General features: G+C 30.3%; 21 protein-coding genes, 1 tRNA gene and 1 other RNA gene. 7 read left to right on the top strand and 16 right to left on the bottom strand.

The window, feature by feature from the left end; genetic code table 11:
* Positions 1 to 61: 61 nt before the first annotated feature.
* From ACOTVC_RS03030 to ACOTVC_RS03020, 3 genes are read left to right on the top strand one after another with little or no spacing between them, the layout of a single operon-like run.
* Complete coding sequence (locus ACOTVC_RS03030) at positions 62 to 748, top strand: MlaA family lipoprotein (protein ID WP_214099165.1); 687 nt, start codon at positions 62 to 64, stop codon at positions 746 to 748.
* 9 nt (positions 749 to 757) lie between these two features.
* A complete protein-coding gene (locus ACOTVC_RS03025; protein WP_214099166.1) occupies positions 758 to 1327 on the top strand; it encodes an ABC transporter substrate-binding protein in 570 nt (189 codons plus the stop codon).
* Positions 1327 to 3792: an efflux RND transporter permease subunit gene (locus ACOTVC_RS03020; protein WP_214116184.1), complete on the top strand. Its 2466-nt coding sequence runs from the start codon at positions 1327 to 1329 to the stop codon at positions 3790 to 3792. Before ACOTVC_RS03025 ends, ACOTVC_RS03020 begins: the two co-directional genes overlap by 1 nt.
* A 24-nt stretch (positions 3793 to 3816) precedes the next feature.
* On the opposite strand, the gene rdgB is transcribed toward ACOTVC_RS03020, so the two are convergent.
* A complete protein-coding gene (gene rdgB / locus ACOTVC_RS03015; protein ID WP_421627678.1) occupies positions 3817 to 4434 on the bottom strand; it encodes an RdgB/HAM1 family non-canonical purine NTP pyrophosphatase in 618 nt (205 codons plus the stop codon).
* Positions 4435 to 4510: 76 nt separating this feature from the next.
* On the opposite strand from rdgB, the gene ACOTVC_RS03010 reads away from it, so the two are divergent.
* Positions 4511 to 5812, top strand: coding sequence for an MFS transporter (locus ACOTVC_RS03010; RefSeq protein WP_214116187.1), 1302 nt, complete (start codon positions 4511 to 4513; stop codon positions 5810 to 5812).
* A 6-nt stretch (positions 5813 to 5818) separates the two neighbouring features.
* On the opposite strand, the gene ACOTVC_RS03005 is transcribed toward ACOTVC_RS03010, so the two are convergent.
* Positions 5819 to 6862, bottom strand: coding sequence for an AI-2E family transporter (locus ACOTVC_RS03005; RefSeq protein ID WP_039642162.1), 1044 nt, complete (start codon positions 6860 to 6862; stop codon positions 5819 to 5821).
* On the bottom strand, positions 6852 to 7862 hold the full coding sequence (gene ruvB, locus ACOTVC_RS03000; RefSeq protein WP_421627676.1) for a Holliday junction branch migration DNA helicase RuvB: 1011 nt from the start codon (positions 7860 to 7862) through the stop codon (positions 6852 to 6854). The genes ACOTVC_RS03005 and ruvB overlap by 11 nt, the downstream gene beginning before the upstream one ends.
* 87 nt (positions 7863 to 7949) lie before the next feature.
* Here ruvB and ACOTVC_RS02995 point away from each other — a divergent pair, with 87 nt between their 5' ends.
* Together ACOTVC_RS02995 and ssrA are read left to right on the top strand one after the other, a co-directional pair.
* Entirely contained in the window at positions 7950 to 8360 is a 411-nt protein-coding gene (locus tag ACOTVC_RS02995) for a histidine phosphotransferase (RefSeq protein WP_421627674.1), read from the top strand.
* Between the two features lies 1 nt (position 8361).
* Positions 8362 to 8720, top strand: a transfer-messenger RNA (tmRNA) gene (gene ssrA, locus ACOTVC_RS02990).
* Between the two features lie 125 nt (positions 8721 to 8845).
* Here the strand turns inward: ssrA and ACOTVC_RS02985 are convergent.
* From ACOTVC_RS02985 to ACOTVC_RS02975, 3 genes are all read right to left on the bottom strand, one after another.
* Positions 8846 to 9829, bottom strand: a complete 984-nt coding sequence (locus ACOTVC_RS02985; protein WP_120759946.1) for a DUF3800 domain-containing protein — start codon at positions 9827 to 9829, stop codon at positions 8846 to 8848.
* 223 nt (positions 9830 to 10052) lie between these two features.
* Positions 10053 to 10982: a ribose-phosphate pyrophosphokinase gene (locus ACOTVC_RS02980; RefSeq protein WP_039619082.1), complete on the bottom strand. Its 930-nt coding sequence runs from the start codon at positions 10980 to 10982 to the stop codon at positions 10053 to 10055.
* 64 nt (positions 10983 to 11046) lie between these two features.
* A complete protein-coding gene (locus tag ACOTVC_RS02975) occupies positions 11047 to 11451 on the bottom strand; it encodes an acyl-CoA thioesterase (protein ID WP_039619080.1) in 405 nt (134 codons plus the stop codon).
* Between the two features lie 64 nt (positions 11452 to 11515).
* Here ACOTVC_RS02975 and ciaB point away from each other — a divergent pair, with 64 nt between their 5' ends.
* The gene (gene ciaB, locus ACOTVC_RS02970) at positions 11516 to 13351 is read left to right on the top strand and encodes an invasion protein CiaB (RefSeq protein ID WP_214099171.1); all 1836 of its coding nucleotides are present in this window, start codon (positions 11516 to 11518) and stop codon (positions 13349 to 13351) included.
* 18 nt (positions 13352 to 13369) lie between these two features.
* Here ciaB and ACOTVC_RS02965 read toward each other — a convergent pair whose 3' ends face one another.
* The 10 genes from ACOTVC_RS02965 to pglF all read right to left on the bottom strand — a co-directional run bounded on the left by ACOTVC_RS02965 (position 13370) and on the right by pglF (position 22215).
* Complete coding sequence (locus ACOTVC_RS02965; RefSeq protein WP_039628870.1) at positions 13370 to 13564, bottom strand: hypothetical protein; 195 nt, start codon at positions 13562 to 13564, stop codon at positions 13370 to 13372.
* Positions 13557 to 15026, bottom strand: coding sequence for a DNA methylase (locus ACOTVC_RS02960; RefSeq protein WP_214099172.1), 1470 nt, complete (start codon positions 15024 to 15026; stop codon positions 13557 to 13559). Before ACOTVC_RS02960 ends, ACOTVC_RS02965 begins: the two co-directional genes overlap by 8 nt.
* Positions 15027 to 15110: 84 nt before the next feature.
* A tRNA-Ser gene (locus ACOTVC_RS02955) sits at positions 15111 to 15200 on the bottom strand.
* A gap of 49 nt (positions 15201 to 15249) precedes the next feature.
* Complete coding sequence (locus ACOTVC_RS02950; protein WP_214116220.1) at positions 15250 to 15804, bottom strand: PepSY-associated TM helix domain-containing protein; 555 nt, start codon at positions 15802 to 15804, stop codon at positions 15250 to 15252.
* Between the two features lie 63 nt (positions 15805 to 15867).
* On the bottom strand, positions 15868 to 16578 hold the full coding sequence (gene pssA, locus ACOTVC_RS02945) for a CDP-diacylglycerol--serine O-phosphatidyltransferase (protein ID WP_039619071.1): 711 nt from the start codon (positions 16576 to 16578) through the stop codon (positions 15868 to 15870).
* A complete protein-coding gene (locus ACOTVC_RS02940) occupies positions 16575 to 17192 on the bottom strand; it encodes a phosphatidylserine decarboxylase (RefSeq protein WP_087690061.1) in 618 nt (205 codons plus the stop codon). The genes pssA and ACOTVC_RS02940 overlap by 4 nt, the downstream gene beginning before the upstream one ends.
* Complete coding sequence (ftsH, locus tag ACOTVC_RS02935) at positions 17192 to 19114, bottom strand: ATP-dependent zinc metalloprotease FtsH (protein WP_214116222.1); 1923 nt, start codon at positions 19112 to 19114, stop codon at positions 17192 to 17194. The genes ACOTVC_RS02940 and ftsH overlap by 1 nt, the downstream gene beginning before the upstream one ends.
* Positions 19114 to 19950, bottom strand: a complete 837-nt coding sequence (locus ACOTVC_RS02930; RefSeq protein ID WP_087690059.1) for a 50S ribosomal protein L11 methyltransferase — start codon at positions 19948 to 19950, stop codon at positions 19114 to 19116. Before ACOTVC_RS02930 ends, ftsH begins: the two co-directional genes overlap by 1 nt.
* A gap of 12 nt (positions 19951 to 19962) precedes the next feature.
* Entirely contained in the window at positions 19963 to 20340 is a 378-nt protein-coding gene (locus tag ACOTVC_RS02925; RefSeq protein WP_039642147.1) for a chemotaxis response regulator CheY, read from the bottom strand.
* A gap of 111 nt (positions 20341 to 20451) precedes the next feature.
* A complete protein-coding gene (pglF, locus tag ACOTVC_RS02920) occupies positions 20452 to 22215 on the bottom strand; it encodes a UDP-N-acetylglucosamine 4,6-dehydratase (configuration-retaining) (protein WP_214116223.1) in 1764 nt (587 codons plus the stop codon).
* Position 22216: the final 1 nt, after the last annotated feature.

Raw genomic sequence — 22216 nt, 5'->3', positions numbered from 1 at the left:
ATTTATTTTAATTTTTGTATAATTTAAGATTTTAATTTATGAAATTTTAAAAGGAAAAAGCTTGTTAAAATACATACTAAGTTTGTGTTTATTTTTTAATACTTTGATTTTAGCCAATGACTTTGAAGATTTTGAACAAGAATATCAAAAAAAAGAAGTCAAAGATAGCTTTTATACCTATAATAAAGCTATGAGTAAATTTAATTATGATCTTTATACTTATTTTTTAAGACCGGTTGCACTTTCTTATAAAAGTGTTACTCCAAGTTTTATAAGAACAGGAGTAAAAAATGCTTTTGATACCACAAGATCGCCTTTTAGATTTATCAATCACCTTTTAAGTTTAGAATTTAGAAAAGCTGGCGAGGAATTTGGAAGATTTTGTGTGAATGTGATTTTTGGATTTGGTTTGTTAGATAGTGCGAGCAAAACTCCTTTAAAAAGTTATGAGGCTGATTTTGGAACGACTTTGGGCAAATGGGGAGTAGGTAGTGGACCACACTTAGTGCTTCCACTTTTAGGTCCTTATAATGTAAGAGATACTTTAGCTTTGCCTGTAAATTGGTTTATGGTGCCTGAGGGTTATATTGAGAATTTTTGGGTTGGAGCAAGCGTAAATGCTGCATTAAAATTTAATGAATTAAGTTTTGAGTATGAAAAAATAGATGATATTTACCAAAATAGTGTAGATTATTATACTTTTATACGCGATGCGTATGAACAAAGACGCCAAGAACTCATCAAATAAGGAGATGAAATGAAAAAAATCATAGTTTTGCTTTTTAGCGTAGTATTTACATTTGCTTTAAATTTGCAAGATATTTCTAAAACTATGCAAGAAAAAATTGATGAGAGTTTAAAAATTCTAGATCAAAATAAAAATGATAAAACCAAAGCAGCGGAAAAAATCTTTGCTTTATTTGATGGTGTTTTTGATTATGAGCTTATGGCTAAACTTAGTCTTTCTACAAGATATGAAAAATTAAGTGAAAATGAAAAAAATGAATTTAACAAAGCTTTTGAAAAAAATCTTAAAAAAAGTTTCACAGATAAACTTGCTTTGTATGATTCTCAAAAATTAAAAGTGATTAATTTAGAAGAAAAAAACAAAAGAGCCTTTTTAAAAACTTCTATGATAGTAGATGGCAAAGAAAATTTTGTAATCTTTAAATTTTATGATAAAAATAATGACTGGCAAATTTATGATGTAGATATTTTTGGTATAAGTATTATACAAACTTATCGCTCACAATTTAAAGATGTCTTACAAAATGGTGATTTTAAAACCTTGCTTGAAAAGCTTTCTAGTGTTGATTTTTCTAAATAATGCTAAGTAAAATTTTAAAAATTTTTCTTAATTTCCCAAAGCTAACTTTGGGGATTGCTTTAATCTTTTGTATATTTTTTAGTTTTTTTGCTAAAAATTTAAGTGTTGATGCAAGTGCTGAAAGCTTGCTTTTAGAGCATGATGAGGGTTTGAAACTATATAGAGAAGTTTCAGCGCGTTATGGTAATGATAATTTTTTAATGCTTGCTTTTGCTCCTAAAGATAAAGCTATTTTTACTAAAGAAAATTTAGAAACTATAAAAAATTTAACTCTTGATTTAGAAAAAATCAATGGTGTGCAAAAGGTATTTTCTATCACTAATGCGCCTTTACTTGCAAGTTCTAAAGGTAAAGAGTTAAAAGAGCTTATCCAAAATATACCTAATATTTTTAGTCAAGATGTGGATATTAATCTGGCTAAAAAAGAAATTTTAAACCAACCCTTTTATAAAAATAATATTATCTCAAAAGATGGAAAAACAACGGGAATTTTGATTTATCTAGCGCCTGATCTTGTTTATAATGACTTGATTAATTCAAGAGATAATGCAAAAAGTGAAAATGCAAAAGAGCATTTTAGAGCCTTGATTAAAAAACACCAAGAAAACTCAAGAGAATTTAGTGCAAAAAGATTAGAGGAAATTACTAAAATAGTATCTAAATATAGTCAAAATGGAGACTTTTTACATCTTGGTGGTGTAGAAATGATTGCTAATGATATGATTAATTATGTAAAAAGTGATTTAAAAATTTATGGTCTTAGTTTAATGGGGCTTTTATTTATAGCACTTTGGTGGTTTTTTGGCTCTTTGCGCTTAGTGTTCTTGGCTTTGGGAATTTGTGTGATTTCGCTTTTTACTTCAAGTGGGATTTTCGCACTTTTGGGCTTTGATATTACCGTAGTGTCTTCAAACTATGTAGCTTTGGTACTCATTATCACTGTTTCTGTTGTGATACACTTAATCGTGCATTTTATAGAAAATTTACACAAACACCCAAAAGCTAGCATTTATAAGCTTTTACTCTCAACCTTACTTGATAAAGCAAGTCCTAGTTTTTATGCTATTTTAACCACAGTTGTTGGGTTTTTAAGTTTTGTTTTTTCAGATATTGAGCCTATTATCAAACTTGGTATTATGATGAGTCTTGGTATTAGTGTGAGTTTGATTTTAGCTTATATTTATTTTGCAAGCATTTTGGTATTAATGCCACATTTAAATTTTAAAGAGCTTAATCAAAATTCATTGAAATTTTTAAGTTTTTGTGCAAATGCAAGCTTAAAACATAGAAAAATTATCTATGGTATAAGTTTGTTTTGCGTGGCTTTTGCTTTGTATGGAATTTTACAAATTAAAGTAGAAAATAGCTTTGTGAGTTATTTTAAAGATAGTTCTAGGATTAAACAAGGCTTGTTGATTATAGATAAAGAGCTAGGTGGAACTATGCCTTTAGATGTGATTATCAAGTTTAAGCAAGATCCAAAACAAAATGAAAGTTTAGATGAGTTTGAACAAGAATTTGATGATTTGGCCAAAGATGATAGGTATTTTTTTAGTAGTGAAAAAACAAGAATAGCTGCTAAGGTTCATGAGTTTTTAAGTAAGCAAAAATATATAGGTTCTGTCCTTAGCTTACAAAGTTTGCTAGAGCTTGGAAAAAGCATTAATAATGGTAAGGCTTTAGATGATTTTGCTCTAGCGTTTTTATATGAAAATTTAGATGAGAATTTTAAAAAGCAAGTTTTAACCCCTTTTGTAAGTGTAGAAAATAATGAGTTGCGATTTAGCGTGCGTATGTTAGATAGTGATCCAAATTTAAGACGCGATGCTTTTTTAAAACAGCTTGAAAAAGACTTAAAAGAACTTTTGCAAAATGATAATGTAGAGGTTAAAATCAGTGGTATTATGCCTTTGTATAATAATATGCTTCAAAGTCTTTTTTCATCACAATTTGACACTTTAGCCTTCGTGGTGCTTGTGATTTTTGCTTTGTTTGTGGTGATTTTTAAAAGTTTTGTTTACGCTTTTGTGGCGATTTTGGCTAATCTCATACCTTTGGCTTTAGTATTTGGCTTAATGGGTATTTTAAATATACCACTTGATATTATGAGTATTACCATAGCTGCTATTTGTATAGGAATAGGGGTTGATGATATGATTCATTATATTCATCGTTTTAAAGAAGAATTAAAACATAAAAGCTTAGAAGAGGCTATAAAAGCTTCACATATGGGTATAGGAAGTGCGATTTATTATACTAGTGTTACGATTATTCTAGGCTTTTTGGTAATGATTAGTAGTAATTTTATCCCAACGATTTATTTTGGCTTGCTTACAGTTTTGGCTATGAGTTTGCTTTTGTTTGGTTCGCTTTTTTTATTACCAAGTTTTATTTTAAGTTATCATTATCTTAGGCAAAATTATAATAAAGCAACATCCAAAACACATAAAGCCCAAAAGCAATAAGCATGTATTTTATAAATTGTTTCATCAATGCTCCATTTTTTCTAATGCTCTTAAGATGTAAGTAGCAAACATTAGTGCTTGCGAGCGGTGTGAAATTTTTAATTTTACTTGCTCATCTAATTCGCCCAAGGTTTTATCAAAACCTTTTGGGATAAATAAAGGATCATATCCAAAGCCATTATTACCCCTTGGAGTATCAATAACAAGGCCATGCATATATCCATGCGTACTAAAATGTCCATATTTTGAGCTTATGGCTATGGCTGCAGTGTAAAAAGCTTTGCTTTGATGTAAGTTTTTTTCATGTAAAGCTTGGATGAGCTTGTTTCTATTGGCCTCATCAGTGCCTTGTTGAGAGTATCTTGCAGAAAAAATCCCTGGTGCATTATCTAAAGCCTCTACGCTTATACCGCTATCATCACTTAAAGTGATAAATTCATCTTGTTTTTTACCTAAAGCATTAAAAATGGCTTTAGATTTTATCAAAGCATTTTCTTTAAAACTCACACCATCTTCGATGACTTCAAAAGGGGTGATGATTTCATTTAAGGCATAAATTTCATAAGTAGTTAAAAATTTTTTGATTTCTTCTACTTTGTGTGCGTTAGAAGTTGCTAGAATGATTTTTAATTTTTTCTTCATAAATTACTCTTTTTATTTTGACTTTAAAAAAAGTTTATCAAAATCATAGTAAAATTATCCTTTATAAGGAGAAAAGATGTTAAAAACCGTTTTACCTTTGTCTTTTATTGTAGGAACTAGATTTTTTGGATTATTTATAGTTTTGCCGGTTTTAAGTTTATATGCTTTAAATTTAAAAGGAGCCAATGAGTTTTTAGTAGGGCTTTTAGTGGGTGTGTATGCTCTAACTCAAATGGCGTTGCAAGTTCCTTTTGGAATCATCTCAGATAAAATAGGGCGTAAAAAAACTATGCTAATAGGACTTGTGGTGTTTATCATAGGTTCTTTGGTGTGTTCGTATGCTGATGATATTTATACGATGATGTTTGGAAGGCTTTTACAAGGTGCAGGTGCCATAGGAGCAGTAGCCACTGCTATGATAAGCGATTTTATTAATGAAGAAAATCGTGGTAAGGCTATGGCTATCATGGGTTCATTTATAGGACTTTCTTTTGCAGCTTCTTTAGTGCTTTCTCCTTTAATGAGTGCTAAATTCGGCCTTTCAAGTTTATTTGATTTAAGTGCGATTTTGAGTTTAATTTGTATCGTGCTTTTATTTAGCGTTGTGCCAAAAGAGCATACAATAGTACATGAAAATACTAAAACTCCATTGAAAAAACTTTTAAAAGAAAAAAACTTAGCTTTGATGAATCTTACTAATTGTATGCAAAAAATGCTTATGAGTATTGCATTTTTAAGTATTCCTTTGGTTTTGGTGCATGAGTTTAATTACCCAAGTGAGAATTTATGGCATGTTTATGTGAGTTCTATGGTGCTTGGGTTTTTAGCTATGGGTTTATCAGGATCTTTAGGAGAAAAAAGAGGCTTAAGTAAAGAGATATTGCTTTTAGGTGTGGCATTTTTTATCATTGCTTATATTATATTTGCTTTTTCACATAATGCTTTAGTGTTTATGGTGGGTGTTGTAGTGTTTTTTATAGGATTTAATTTACATGAGCCTATTATGCAAAGCTGTGCGAGTAAATTTGCCAAAGTAAATGAAAAAGGTGTAGCTTTGGGTGTATTTAATGCTTTTGGTTATTTTGGAAGTTTTTTAGGCGGTGTTGTTGGAGGGTATTTTTTGCACCATTTTAGTTTAGTCACTCTTGCTTTTATTTTGATAGCTTTGTCTGTAATTTGGTTTGTGTTGCTTTTGTTTTTACAAAGTCCAGCAGATTTTAAAAATGTCTATTTATCTTTAGAAACAAAACATGATTTAAATGTGATTAAAGGCATAAATGGTGTTTTAGATGTGTATAAAAACTCTAAATTTTTAGTGATTAAATACAACAAAAAACTTACAAGCGAAGAAGAAATTTTAGCGATTATTGAAAAATAATCGCCTTTACACAAAATGCTTTTCTTTTAAAATTACATATAATTTTAAAGTAGAAATAAAGAAAGTTAAAATAGCAGGTCCAAGAATAATACCCCAAAAACCAAAACTTGAAATTCCTGCTATCATCGCAAAGAAAATTAAAAGTTCGTTAATTTGTGTTGGAATTTGAACAAGTTTTTCATTGATCCATTTAATGATATAAGGCTTTACTAAAGTATCTGCGATAAAAGATATCATAACCACGCTATAAATGAAAATCACTAAAGCGCCACTTAGATTGTTATTTGCAAATTCATATAAAGAGACAGGCACATAAACTAAAGCCCCGCCTACTACAGGGATTAAAGAGCTAAAGCAAAATAATATCCCCATTAAAATCGCATCATAACCATAAAATTTAGTAATGATAGCAAAAAGCACTCCTTGTAAAATAGCATTTAGCACCATAGAATAAAACACAACAGACATTACATTACTCACTTCGCTTAAAATGCCTTGAGTTTCTTCTTTTTTCATAGGCACTATGGTTTTTATATAGCCAATGAGTTGAGCTCCATAAAGATTAGCAAAGAAATAAAACACACAAATTAACACCATATCAGTTAGAAATTTAGTGCCAAATTTAGTTGCGCTTGAAAGATAGGTTAAAACATTTTTAGAGATGGAATTTAAATCAATACTTGCTAATGCTTCTTTGATTTTTGGTTCTATAAAACTTAAAGACTCAGGCAAGTGTAAAGAATAGTTTTTAAAATATTCTATGGTATTGTGGATATAACTTATATTAAAACCGCTAGCTGCCTTTGCAAGTTCTATAATAGCATATACAAAAGGGATAAAAAATAAAGCCAACATAAAAACAGTAGTAGCTGCTGCTGCAACGACTTTTTTACCTTTGAAAATACTTAAGAATTTAACATTAACATTAGAAGTGGAAACAGCCATTAAACTTGCTATGGCTATATTCATCAAAAAAGGTTTAAATAAAAAAAGTACCCAAAATAAAATGATCAAAATAAAACTAATCAAGAAAAAATTACTACTTTTCATCAAATAAACCCTTGTTGTATTTTAATTTTAAAACATCAAAGCTTTTTAAGCTTGCAATGCGACCTTTAGCTGTTCTTTCTATATAGCCATTTGCTAGTAAGTACGGTTCTATCACATCTTCTATAGTATTTTCATCTTCACTCAATGCTGCAGCTATGCTAGAAAGTCCTATAGGCTTTCTTTTGGCTTCAGTTAAAAGCTCTAGGTATCTTAAATCCATTGCATCAAAACCAAGTTCATTAACTCCTAAAGAATCAAGTGCTTCTTTAGCTCTTTTTTCGCTAATGACTTCCTCATCATTTACATCAGCAAAATCTCTTACACGTTTAAGTAATCTTAATGCAATTCTTGGGGTGGAACGACTGCGTTTGGCTATCTCTAAAGAAGCCTTTTTTTCGCAAGTTTTATTAAGCTTTAGGGCTGCTTTTTCTAAAATGACAGCAAGTTCTTCATTTTTATAAAATTCTAAGCGAAATTGCATACCAAAACGATCGCGCAAAGGATTGCTTAACATACCTGCTCTTGTGGTGGCGCCAATAAGTGTAAATTTGGGCAAATCGATTTTTATTGTTTGTGCAGCAGGACCGCTACCGATGATAATATCAAGACGAAAATCTTCCATAGCAGGGTAAAGTACTTCTTCTATTGCAGGACTTAAACGATGAATTTCATCGATAAATAAAATATCTCCTTCGCTAAGATTGGTTAAAATCGCAGCTAAATCCCCGCTTTTTTCTATCATGGGTGCAGCAGTAGTTTTGATATTTGCATTCATTTCATAAGAGATAATGTTTGCTAGAGTTGTCTTACCAAGTCCTGCAGGTCCGCTAAAAAGAATATGATCTAGACATTCATTTCTTTTTTTAGCAGCTTTAATGAAAATTTCTAAATTTTTTTTAATATTTTCTTGTCCTATGTAGCCCTCAAAATTTGAGGGTCTAAGGCTTGTTTCATAAGTTTCATCAGGGGAGAATTTTTCAATCTCTACGATTCTATCCATATTTTTTCCATTTTATTTTGTAAGAAATTTTAATTTTATCTAAAATTTGCTAAAATAAATATTTAAACTTAGATTATAGAAGTTTTTATGGGAATTTTAGAGCAATTAGAGTTAGATTACGATCTTGAAGAAATTGAGCGTTTTTTGTATTTTTTTAGAAGTCTTTGCGATGTTTTAGAGCCTTTGATAGTAAAGCTAAGCAGTGATAGCTTAAAATACAAAGAAGCTTTAAAAGACTTAGAGCAAAATATTCACAATGTAGTTTGGGCTGCTAAAAGATTAAATTTAGATGAAATTGCGAATTTTTGTACATTCTGCGAGGAAATTATGCAAGAAGCAACTAAATTTGATGGGCCTGCTAGCGATGAATTTGTGGATTGGATGTTTTTAGTGGGTGAACAACTTGATAGATATTGCAGTGATTATGAAAAAAATGCTTCTTTTTTAAGTGTGTTCAATCCTCAGATTGCAAATGTTCCGGATAAAATTTCTCAATAACGGGGACGACTTGGATTCGACAGGAGTAGAGTGGCCTTGGTGGCATGTCGCTTTGAGCAAAGCGTATAAAGCTCAAGTTAAAATTAAACGCAAACAACGTTAAATTTGCTCCTGCTTACGCTAAAGCTGCGTAAGTTCAGTTGAGCCTGAATTTTAAGTGATACTATCTAGCTTAGAATTTGGTCATTTTTGATAGTGTAGATTGAAATTTGACAAGTTTTGATTGAAGTTAAAGTCTTAGTCTAGCTTGAAATTTTGGAAGGTGAGTTTGGCTAGATGAAGTTTTCACCTTTGCTAAACATGTAGATGCCGTGGTTGTTTTATTTTTGGACAGGGGTTCAATTCCCCTCGTCTCCACCAAATTTAATTTTTCATGTATGTTGATTTATTAGAATTTAATATTTTAATAATATAATTTCATCAAAGGTTCCTTGCTACTGATAAGACTTCAAGGAAGGCTTCTTTTTAGATAGGTAGCGAGGTCTTTAATAATACTTTATTATTCTTTCTTTTGTTACAATTTCTTCATCTAAAATATATTTTTTTATTTTTTCATAAAAAAATATATCATTTTTTTCATATTTTCTTTGTATAGCCCAATTGATGTAGTCAATAAGCTGTAAATTAACACTAGAGGCACTACAATGATGAAAAATATCATATCTTATATTTAAGTTATTATTAGTTATATAAGTATTTACGCCATTTTTTATTGCTTTAATTTGAGTTTGTTTATTTTTTTGAACGGGTAAATTATCTGTTATTACTATAAAGTTTTTTGATATTTTAAGTTTTTCTAGCAGTTTTATGATTGCATAGCTCAAATTTTCAGCATAAAAATTAGATTTTTCTTTTATTTTTTCAGGTATGACTTTTGGTTTTTCTAATATATAAGAATAAATTTGTATATCATTGTCTTCAAATTTGGAGATTAGGTTGAAAAGATGTTCTCTTATGTACTTATTGTCTTCGCATGCATGAAATTTTTCTATATCTAGTCTATTATTTAAAGGGTTTAGATTTCTCTCAAGTAAAGAATATCTATAAGATGAGATGGCTTCATGTAGCTTAAAAGGGCGTTTTTTAACTAAAAAGCTAAACATGTAATATTTAGAACCTTTTTCACTAAAATCCATATCTCCAGATTCATCTACAAAAAAATACAAAACATCTTCAAAAGATTCCAAAAATGACTTTTCGTTAATTTTAAAATCTATATAATCAACTCTATTAATATTGCTAAAACTAATAAGATTTAAAATTTCTATAATTTCCCCAAGAATATTTTCATCACAATTATTAAGATCAAAAATGTATTTAGGATTTACTTTAAAAGTTATTGTGTCACATATCCCATCAAAGGAATACTTTAAATCCGCACCCTCTAGCTTATCTGCTATATCAAAATATCCTTTTTGTTTTAGTAAATTTTGAATAAGTTTTATAGCTTTATTATCTGATATATCCATCGTTTTATCTTTTTTTGAAAATAAAAATATATTATATTTAATTCTAATTTAAACTACAATATAAAGCTTGATAGATACTTTTTAAAAGCAGGTAAAACAAAAGAAACTTATGTAGGGTTAGTTTTAAAATTTTAAGAGAAAATGGGAAATTTAGAGAAAAAGTCTTAAAATATATTCCAAGTTTTAAAGAATAATTCTTTGCAAGATAATTCTTGCAAAGAATTTATACAAATAAAGAATTCACGCTTTCATTATGATAAACTCTGCGTATTACCTCACCAAAAATAGGTGCTACGCTTAGGACTTTGATTTTATCCATTTGTTGTTTTAAAGGTATAGTGTCAGTTACTACTAGCTCATCTAATGCATCTTTAGCTATTCTTTCATAAGCTACACCACTAAGCACAGGGTGAGTACAGCAAGCTATAACTGACTTTGCACCTTTGCTTTTAAACACTTCAGCAGCTTTTACTATGGTTCCTGCTGTATCGATGATATCATCTACTAAAATTACTTCTTTATCTTTTACATCACCGATGACATTCATCACTTCGCTTTCATTAGCTTTTTCGCGTCTTTTATCTACTATAACTATATCAAGCCCTAAAGCTTTTGCCACGCTTCTAGCTCTTGCTATACCACCTATGTCAGGACTTGCGATGATAGGATTTTTATAGTTTTTATTTTTAATATAATCATTAAAAATAATACTTCCATAAAGATTATCCACCGGTATATCAAAAAAGCCTTGAATTTGTCCAGCATGTAAGTCTATAGTAGCTACTCTATCTACTCCTGCTGATTCTATAAGATTTGCTACTAATTTTGCAGTAATAGGCACCCTAGGGCTTGCTTTTCTATCTTGTCTAGCATAGCCAAAATAAGGGATGATAGCAGTGATAGAGCTTGCACTTGAGCGACGCAATGCATCTGTCATGATTAAAAGTTCCATTAGATTATCATTTGTTGGAGCACAAGTACTTTGAATGATAAATACATCTTTACCACGCACGCTTTCATCTATTTGAATGCTAATTTCACCATCGCTAAAACGCTTCACACCTGCATTGCTTAGAGGCAGTGAAAGGTATTTTGAGATTTTTTTAGCAAATTCCTCATTTGCTGAACCAGAAAATATTTTATATCCACGCATATATAAGCCTTAGAAAGTTTTCTGTGATGATATAAAATTTTTTTTGAAAATACAATAAAACATATTAAAAGCCATGTAATCTTTTTAAATCCGCATCAATAGGAAATTTATTTCCATCTTTATCTACGCTTACATAAGTTACCACAGCTGAAGTTACATGCATACAATACACACGGCCATATTCATTAGCTCTTTGAGTAACTACTTCTACTTCTACGGTGATGGATGTATTACCTGCTTTGATGATTTTTGCATAGCAAGATACCAAATCACCTACGAAAATTGGCTCTTTAAAAATGATTTTATCTACCGCAACCGTTACAACTCTTTGTGGGGAAAGTTCTCTTGCGGCAATGGCTCCGGCTAGATCAATTTGTGACATGATCCAACCACCAAAGATATTACCAGCGGGGTTTGTATTGCTTGGCATAGCTATAACTCTTAGCTTAGGTTCTCCCATATCTTTCATACATTCTCCTTGTGTTTTAAAAAAAACATTATAATTAAGTTTTAAAAATAAAGAAAGGTAAAAAATGAATGATTTTAAGCAAATAGCAAAAATTGTGAAAAATAGGAAACAAAATATCAATAGTCTTTATAATATACTTCAAACTAATCAAAGTCATCCTTTGATAGATAGAGCTTTAGAACTAGCTAATCTTGAAAATGAAAAAAGCAATGTTTTAGCAATGTTGCGTCGTTTGGTGGATTTAAAAGAGGAAAATTTAGTCCAAGAGCTTGAGAAAAAAGGTTTAAATGAAGAAGAAATTTCTCAAATAAAATATAAAGTTTTTTCTTTAGTAAGAGCCTTTTATGAAGTAGAACACCAAGATTTAATCGATGAGATTAAGAGTAAAAATTTACTTGATGAGTTTTATTTGGCTTTAGTTCAAGGTGTGCATAATATAGGTGTAGTTATGAATTCTTTTGAGCTTGTTTGGAGTAAGCAAATTTTAGATACAAATAATAAAATCTTAAAAGAACAATTTCCAAATTTAAGTGATGCTTTGGAGTTTTTAAAACAAAATGAGCTTTATCAGCTTAATCAAGATGGTGAAATTTGTGAAAGAAGCTATGGGGCTTTAGTTAAAATAGGAACACTTTGGAGATTTTTACCTTATGCAAAAGCTTTTGAAAATGAGGTTTTAAAGCTTGAATATGAGTTTGATAAACTTTTAGAAAAACTAAGAAATTGTGCGTTAGATGATGAAAAAAATGCTTATATTGACTATATAGAAAAATTAAAATTTGCTTTTTGTGAAAAAGATAATAATGAAGTGGTTAAAAAATGGCAAGAAGCAGAGCTTGCGTGGATGGAAGTAAAATGTCCATTACAAATTGGTCATCCTTTAGAATACTATGAAGACTCTTACACACATGCAGTAGCACTTGAGTGGGATATACGCTTAGAAGATGTGAGTGATTTTAATGGGAGTGAGTTTAAAGATAAAATCAAAGAAAGTTTTGCAATGGTGTATGCAAATTTAGATGAAGAAGATGAAGCTTTGTTTGATGAAGTGAATTTTAATCTTGAAAAAACTCAGCTTTATATTTGTATGCCTATGATTTTTTATGGAGCAGAGCTTAAGGGGCTTTTTTCTGCTCAAGTAGTACCAAATGATGAGTATGTAAGCAATATAGCAGGCAAAAAGATCTTTGCTTTTTTAAATTATGTTTATGAAAATGCTAAAACCAAGCCTTTTATGAAGCTTTCTTCTATGGTATTTGAAAAAGAATTTTTAGATTATGGTAGAGAAATTTTATTTTATAATGAAAAATTATGGAAAAGAATTTATGAAGTTTCCACTATAGGTCATGAGTTTGGGCATATTTTCTTTGTGGCAAATGATAGCGAAAAGAAAATGAATGAAAGTGGTGTGTTTAAAAATATAGAAGAGTTTAAAGCTACTGCGGGTGGGCTTGTAAATTTCTTTTTGCATGAAGAAGATGACTTAAAGCTTCCTGTGTTTTATGAGCTTATTAAAAGGGCTATAGGATTGATCGCTTGGCAAAGAGTAGATGAGGTTAAGCCTTATTATACAGAAGGTTTGATTCATTTGTCATTGTTGTTTAAATCAGGGGTGTTATCTTTTGCAAATGAGAAATTAAATATTAAATTTGATGAGGAAGCTTATGAAGCCTTTAAAGCTGTGTTTATGCAAAATTACTATAAATTAGCAAGACATTATATGCTAAAAGAAGATGCTAAAAATTATTTAGATGAGTTTTGTGTTTTAGAAGATGAGGTGTTTTTACCACTTGATGAAGAGTGTAAGGAATTTGTAAAATACTACTATGAGTTACACAAACTTTATGGCAATGAAATCGATGAAAGTGGAGAGTTTGAAAAATACTCTAACGCAAAATAAAATTTTATCAAGAAGAACTTAGCTTTCTTCTTGATATTTGCTATTTTCTAATGCTTTTTCCATATCTTTTTGCGTTTTTAAAATAGCTTTGCTAAAACCATTTAGCACTGAAAATGGGGCAAATTGCGCCGCTCTTTTTTCTCTTGGCATTGGCGGGAATTGTTTTGATTTTTGATATTTTATGTCTATTATATCTTTATAATCATCATGCATGATGACCTCCTATTAAAGAAGTAATTTCTTTGGTTTCATTATCTAAACTTGAAGCTTTTAAAATAGCTTTTTTACCAAATTTTTGCATGATTTGAAGTCTTGCTTTTTGGAGCTTTTCTTCTTTTTCAAGTTGATTTTTTTCTTGCAAAATTGCATTAAAATCACTAAATAAATTTAATTCTTGGAAATTTTCTTGTGCTTTATCTGTGATATTATTTAAACTTAGACTGATTTTTCTAATGCTTAAGTTTTTATTGCTGATTTTGCAAAATAGTTCTAAGGCTTTTTTATTGATGATTTTTAAAGAATGGGTGAAATTTTCTAAATTTATACTTCCATGAGCATTTTTAGGTATAGTTCTTCCGTAATTATCTTTAGTAATAGCTCCTTTATAAGAACTCAAAAAACTTGAATTTTCTAAATTGCTTTTATCATATTGTATATCTAGCGTGATATGATTTGTTTTAAGGTTATTTTGTATAAGTTCAAGCACTAAATGATCGACAAGTTCTTTTAAAACTTTTATTGTTTGATTATTATCATATGCAAAAGGCAAAACCTTAGCCATGATTTTAGAGTGATTTTGCGATTTGTAGTTTTTAATATCTTTCATCGTGCAAGTTTCAATACCCCATGCATGATCGATTAATAATTCAGCATTAACACCAAAGTGTTTATAAAGCAAAGCTTCGTGTTTTAAAGAAAATCTTGCAAGATCTCCCATAGTATGAATGTTTAAATTCGCAAGTTTTAAGGCAATGCCTTTGCCTATACGCCAAAAATCTTTTAAAGGTTTGTGTTGCCATAATTTATATCTGTATAATTTTTCATCTAAAAAGGCTATAAGTAAGCCATTTTCATCTACTTGTTGTCTTTTGGCAAGTATATCCATGGCAATTTTAGCTAAGTATAAATTTGTACCTATACCTGCTGTTGCAGTGATTTTACTTGTATGTAAAATATCAAGTAAAACCTTAGTAAGTAGTTCATAAGCTGAAAGTTTGTATTTTTCAAGATAAGAACTAAGATCGATAAAAACTTCATCAATAGAGTATATATGGATATCTTTAGTATCAAAATACTTCAAATAAATGCTGTATATTTTTGTGCTAAATTCTATATAAGTTGCCATTCTGGGTTTGGCGATGATGTAATCTAGTTCTAAATTTAAATCATTTTCAAGTTCTAACGTATCAAAACTTTTAGCTTTAAAGCAGTGTTTTTGAGCTTGTTTTAATCTTTCTTGATTGATTGAATGGATTTTTTGTTTAAACTCAAAAAGCCTTAGTCTGCCGGGTATATTGTAAGTTTTTAGTGCAGGTGAAACTGCTAGTATGATGGTTTTATCTGTTCTTGATTCATCTGTTACAATAAGATTAGTTGTTAAAGGATCTAAATTTCTTAAAACACATTCAGCTGAAGCGTAAAAAGATTTCAAATCAATAGAAGCATAAATTTGCATAGTATGTGAGCTTGCCTTTAAATTTATTATAATTATAACAGTAAAAATTATTAAAATAGATGAAAGGAAATGGATTTTATAAGGTGGCGGACAGAGAGGGATTTGAACCCTCGAGACCCGTTAAGATCTGCACCCTTAGCAGGGGTGTGGTTTCAGCCACTCACCCATCTGTCCGTATTAAAAGGGAAAGTATATCTTAATGTTTATAAGATATACCTTAAATTTATACACTAAGATAAGCTATGATTAAAGTTATAACAAAACCAGCGCCTAAAACTGCGATTTGTTTGCCTCTGTCCTTGCGTATAGCTATGATAGTGATTAAAAGTCCTGAAATATAAAGGATTATCATAGCAAGTGCAAAAGCTAGCCCAAGAATAGAAAAATACCACATACCTTTATCTTTGTGAAGTAAAATCATATTACCAAGTAAGCTTCTTTCTTTCGTGATAATTTCATAATTGTTTTCATCTATTTTAACAATACTTGCAGTATAGTTTATAGCACCAAGCTCTATACCATCACCTTTTTTGTTAAGTTTTGGTTCTAAAGATGAAGGAAGTTTTAAATTATTTTTCTTTAAAAAATCAATTAAAAATTCAGCTTCAGCACCTTCTTGGATAATGGCTTGAACTTTTTGACTTTGAATTTTAGCTCCACTTTCTCCATCAAAACCAGCTATATAAGCAAAACCAGTAACAGCATATAAAAATGCTAGTGGCAAGAAAAATAAGCTAATATAAATGTGAATTTGTCTGAATAATTTGTTCTTATTCATTTTTTAACTCCTTTTTTAAAATAATAAAAAGTATATTATTAAAAAATGAAGTGAAAATAAAATTTAATCTTTTTTAAATTTGCGTGCTAAGGTAAAAAAACTGCGTGCGATTCCATAAAACACATATAAGCTTGCAACGATTAATGCACTTTCTAAAAAATACAAATAAAGCATAGAAAATAAGACTACCAAAAGGATTAACACTTTTAAAACATTTGCACGTTTTAAATCGATTTTTTTAAAACTTGGATATCTTATATTACTTACCATTAAAAAAGCTAAAAGTATTTGAATGCATACTATCATTAAAGAAAAATCATGTAAAAAATCATAATATAAATAAGCACTAACCCATAAAGAACTTACAACTGCAGCTGTTGGTATGGGAAGTCCTATAAAAACTGAAGGCTCATAAGTGCCTGTGGTGACATTAAATCTTGCTAAGCGTATGGCACCAAAAACTACAAACAAACCTGCTATTAAGGAGCCAAAACGACCATATTCATAACCTATGCTCATATAAAAAAGCATAGCAGGTGCAACACCAAAGGCTATTAAATCTGCTAATGAATCAAATTCAACTCCAAATTTAGAAGTTGAATTTGTAGCTCTTGCAACGCGTCCATCTAAGCCATCGCAAATTAATGATAAAATGATATAAATTAATGCTTTATCAAAATTTTGATTAATAGAAGCAATCACTGAAATAATGCCTAAAAATATAGAAGCAGCTGTAAAAAGATTAGGTAAAATATAAATTAGTTTAAAATTCATGGATTTAAATACCCTATCAATGCACCAATGCGTACTTTGTCATTTTCATTTACACAAATTCTAGTATCTTTTGGAAGCAATAAACTTACACTACCATCAAACATAAAACCTATATTTTGTCCATGGTTTAAATGATGGCCAAAATCATCAATATGAGCTTTTCTATTTAAAGCACCAAAAATGATGCGTAATGCCCATTGTTTGCTTTTAGAGCGTGCTAAAAATAGCATTCTTTCGCCCATTAAATTTGTATTTTTCATAAATGGACATAAAAAAAGCCCATGTCTTAGTCTAGTTTCTTCTATATCCATATCAAGTGGAGCTATGATATTGCCTTGATGAATGATATTGTTTATAATTTGTACTTCTATACATTCGCCAAGCTCTTTATATGAGCTTGTTTTAATGCTTTTTATTTTTCCTTCTATGGGAGCTATGATAGTATTTGGATCTGCTATATAATCGATTTTACTAGTTCTAAAAAGACAAGCAAAAAGTATAAAAATACACCATAAAAGCCAAGAAAATCCCCATATAAATTGAGCTATTGCAAAAACTATAGCTAGAACTATGAGTAAATTCCAGCCAGCCTTTGCAATAAAATTTGTTTTCATTAGTTATCCTTAGTAGCTTCTTGCTCTTTTTCTTCTAAGCGCGTTGGAAGATTATTTTCTTCTTCATAGTTTTTAATAATCTCTCTTACTTTAGCACCATCAATAGTTTCTTCTTCATAGAGTGCTTGTACCATTACTTCTATAGCACCACTATAAGTTTTTAAAATTTCTTTTACACCCGCATAGCGTTCATCTAAGGTTTTCTTTACATACTCATCTAAATCTTGAGCCATTTTATCAGAATAATCTTTGATGGTTTGTCCACCACTTAAGAAAGTATTTCTTTGTTTTTCAAGCACCATTAAACCCGCGATTTCACTCATACCATACATAGAAATCATAGCTTTTATGATATCAGTTGCACGCTCAAGGTCATTGCTTGCACCAGTTGAAATTTCTTTAATGAAAATTTCTTCAGCTGCACGCCCACCTAAAAGCACATCAACTTCAGCTAAAAGCTCATGTTTTTGCATTAAAAATTTATTTTCTTCAGGGGTATTGAGTGTATATCCTAAAGCTGCTAAACCACGCGGTATAACAGAAACTTTACTTACTTTTTTAGCGCCTTTTGTGGTTTCAGCGATTAAAGCATGGCCGCATTCATGATAAGTTACGATTTTTTTCTCTTTATCATTAATTCTACGTGATTTTTTCTCAAGTCCTGCTATAGCTCTTTCTACTGCTTCAACTAAGTCTTTTTGCTCTACATGTTTTTTAGAATCCCTACCTGCAAGTAAAGCTGCTTCGTTAATGATATTTGCTAAATCAGCACCTGCAAGACCTGCTGTTAATCTTGCGATATCTTCTACTTTTACTTCAGGTGAAATTTTAACATCTTTCATATGAACTTTTAAAATATCACATCTACCTTTAAAATCAGGCTTATCTACTAAAACTTGTCTATCAAAACGCCCCGGTCTAAGCAATGCCGCATCTAAGACTTCAGGACGGTTTGTCGCTGCTAATACGATTACTGGTGAGCTTTCAGTGCCAAAGCCGTCCATTTCTGCTAGAAGTTGGTTTAAAGTTTGCTCTCTTTCGTCATTTCCACCCATCATGCCACTTGCGGCACGTGATTTGCCTATAGCATCGATTTCATCTATAAATACAATAGCTGGAGCTTCTTTTTTAGCATTTTCAAATAAATCTCTAACCCTACTAGCTCCAACACCCACAAACATTTCTATGAAAGATGAACCTGATACGCTAAAAAATGGCACATCAGCTTCGCCTGCTACTGCTTTTGCAAGTAAAGTTTTACCCGTACCTGGAGGGCCTACAAGTAAAAGTCCTTTTGGAATTTTTGCGCCAAGATTGATGTATCTTTCGGGATATTTTAGAAAATCAACAATTTCTTTAACTTCTTCTTTTGCTTCCTCAACACCTGCAACATCATTGAATTTAACTTTTGGTTTTTCTGAATTTACAAGTTTTTTAGAGCTTCCTATGCCAAGTATGGATCCGCCCATATTTTTTTGCATACGAGAAGCTAAAAACATCCATATACCAAAGAAAATAAATACCGGTAAAACCCAAGAAAGTAAGATATCTATAAACCAATTACTTTCGTTAAAAGCTCCATAAGAAACGCCTTTTGAATCAAGCAAAGGCACAAAAGTAGCATCATTTGGAACTTTTTTAGTAATATATACCATATTTCCTGCTTTAGACACTGCTTTTATGGTAGTTTGACCTATGTTAACTTGGGCAATTTGATTGTTTTCGATTAAAGTTTTTAATTCAGAATAAGTAACTTTTTTGGTATTTTCTCCGCCCATAATACCCATGCTACCATCATCTGAAAATCCTTTAAATAAAAGAATCATCACAATGGCAAAAATAGCGAAAATAAAAATAGGGTTTTTATTAAAAAAGCTATTATTGTTTGGATTATCTTTTGGTTCGTTTGATTTTTTATTCATTATTTTGTTTCCTTTTTGTAAGCTAAACTCAACCACTCTCCTTTGTGTTTGCATTCCAACAAAGTCAAATCTTTGAATTTACCTTTAATTCTTTCTTCGTATTTGTTTAAAATACCAGATAAGATTAAAATTCCACCTTCTTTGGTTTTTTCTTTAAGATCTTTTTCTAGTATGATTAAAATATCAGCAATGATATTTGCCACAACTATATCATATTTATGTAAGCTTTTATTAATAGAACCTACCCAAATATCATCAAAGCTAATTTGATTTAATTTTGCATTTTCCTTGCTTGCAACTATGGCTAGCTCATCTGTATCGCAAGCTTGCACTTTAGCTCCAAGCTTTGCCATGATGATACTTAAAATCCCACTTCCACAGCCTACATCTAAACAAAATTTGGAATCATCTGTGTATTTTTGTAAAAATTCTATACAAGTATAAGTGCTTTCATGGTGTCCTGAACCAAAAGCTAAGGCAGGATCTATAATGATATTGATCTTATCTTGCATAGGTTTTTGCCAAGTGGTATGAATGTGAATATTGTCAATAGTTAAAGCTTGTATGCCTTTTTTATACTCTTCTATCCAGTTTTTATTTTCTTTTTTTTCTAAAGTAGAGTGAAAATAAATCTTAGTGTTAAATTTTTCACATAATTTTTGATGAAAATTTTGTAAGGCTATTTGAATGAGTTCTATATCTTCTTCTGATCGTATATAAATGCCATCGTTTTTTTCTTCTATGGCATCTATATCTAGAGAAAAAATAAGATCAAGGAACAAATCTAAATATTCCTTGTCTGTTTGAAAAAAAAGTTCGTAATAATGTGTTTGCATAAAAACTTATAATTAGCCTTCGTTTGTTCCTAAAACATCTTCAAGTTTTTCTTTTAATACTTGAGGTGTAAAAGGTTTTACGATATAGTTATTTACACCTGCTTTTAAAGCTGTAATAACTTCTGCCTTACCACCTTCTGTAGTTACCATGATAATAGGCATATCAGCATATTTTTCTTCCGCTCTTACTTTTTTTACTAATTCTAAGCCATTCATTTCAGGCATATTCCAGTCGGTAATTAAAATTTTAATATCATCATTTTTTGAAAGTAAATCCCAAGCTTCAACTCCATGTTCAGCTTCTAAAACATCTTTATGACCTAATCTTACAAGAGTGTTTTTGATTATTCTTCTCATGGTGGAACTATCATCAACTACTAATAACTTCACTTTTTTTCCTTTATTTCGATGTAATTACATAAACGCAATTGTATCGTTTTTATTTTTATTAATCAATTAAAAGTATATATTATACCATTTTAAAATAAAATTAGAATTTAATTACTCTCCATTTTTGTTATGGTTAAACTCAGGCACAATTTCCTTTAAAACTTTTGCAGGATCTACGCTTTGGAGTAATTTTTCTATTTCTTGATTTAAAATTTTCAAATCTTTAATTTCGCTAGTGGTAACAAAAATACTTTCATATTGAGTTTTTAAATCATCTTCATGGATTAAAAGCTCTTCATAAAGTTTTTCACCTTTTCTAAGTCCGGTGATTTTAATTTCTAGCTTTTTATTAGAAAGTAAAAGCATTTTTTTAGCTAAATCCATAATTTTAATAGGCTCACCCATATCAAGTACAAATAATTCTCCACCTTTTGCAATAGCCGCAGCTTGTAAAACAAGCTGCACAGCCTCATCTACTAACATAAAATAACGTACTATATCAGGATGAGTAAGAGTAAGTGGCTCATTAGCTGCAATTTGAGCTTTAAATTTAGGTATAACACTTCCACTTGATCCTAAAACATTGCCAAAACGTACACAAGCTACTTCAAAATTTTCACAACTTGAACTTAGCGCATAAAGCTCGCAAATTCTTTTTGTGCAACCCATGATATTAGTTGGTCTTACAGCCTTGTCTGTGCTTATCATAACAAATTTAGCAACCTTGTAAGTCTTTGCAAGATCGATTAAATTTTTAGTACCTATGATATTATTTAAAATAGCTGAATGTGGATTTTGCTCACACAAAGGTACATGCTTGTAAGCTGCTGCATGTAAGATTAAATCTATGTTTTTTTCTTGTAAAAGTTTTTCTAAAGCTTCTTTGTTTAATATACTCATCATAATAGGTTCGATTTTTTCTTTATGTAAGCTTAATTCTTCATTGATTTTATATAAATTATACTCACTATGATCAAGCATGATTAAGTGTTTTGCTCCAAATTTAATGCATTGTTTGCAAAGCTCACTTCCTATAGTCCCACCAGCCCCACTAACTAAAACTACCTTATCTTTGATAAAATCAATCACACAAGCATTATCTAAATCTTTTGGCTTGCGCGCTAATAAATCTTCAATACTTATATCTCTTGCTTCATTTTGTGTAAAAGAAAAAAGTTTTATATCATTAATCCCATAAGCAATGAGTTCATCAAAAAGTTTCTTAAGTTCTTCTTGTTCAAGTTTTAAAGCAATGATAGCAGTATGAATTCCTTCAGCGGTATATTTTCTAATAGCTTCTTTTTCTTCAACTATAAATTTATCACAATAAGTACCTATTAAATTTTTACGCTCATCTACCACAGCAACAGGGAAAAGTCCTAAGCTTCCTTCTTTGGCTCCTTTTAATAAATGTAAAGCCTTTGAAGTGGCACCAACTACTATACAAGGGTGTTCTTCGTTGTATTTTGGCTTTCTAAAATCAACTATCATTCTTTTGCTTATGCGCAAACTTCCAATTAGCATACAAGATAAAACAAAATCTATTCCTATGACGCTTCTTGGAAAAGGGTTAAAAAAATTATCATAAAAATAATAAATTGCTAAAAATACAAGCTCAGCTAAAGCTAAAGCAATGACTAATTTACGCGCTTCATTAAGTGAAAAAAATCTCCAAGCAACCTGATAAATTCTAAAAAAAGCTAGAAAAATGATTTTGAGTAAAATCAAAATCACAGCACTTTTAAACATACCTTCATAAAATTCACTCGGGATGTCTGCACTAAAGCGTAAAGAAAAAGACAAATAAATACTTATAACAAAAAGTAAAATATCAGCGCCTAGGAAAAAACCTAAGCGTTTGCTTTTATAATCCATC

This window comes from Campylobacter sp. GB48, assembly GCF_049221845.1.
GTDB lineage: Bacteria > Campylobacterota > Campylobacteria > Campylobacterales > Campylobacteraceae > Campylobacter_D > Campylobacter_D lari_C.
The sequence above is the reverse complement of the archived record's forward strand: the minus strand, read 5'-3'. Positions and strand labels throughout refer to the sequence as shown.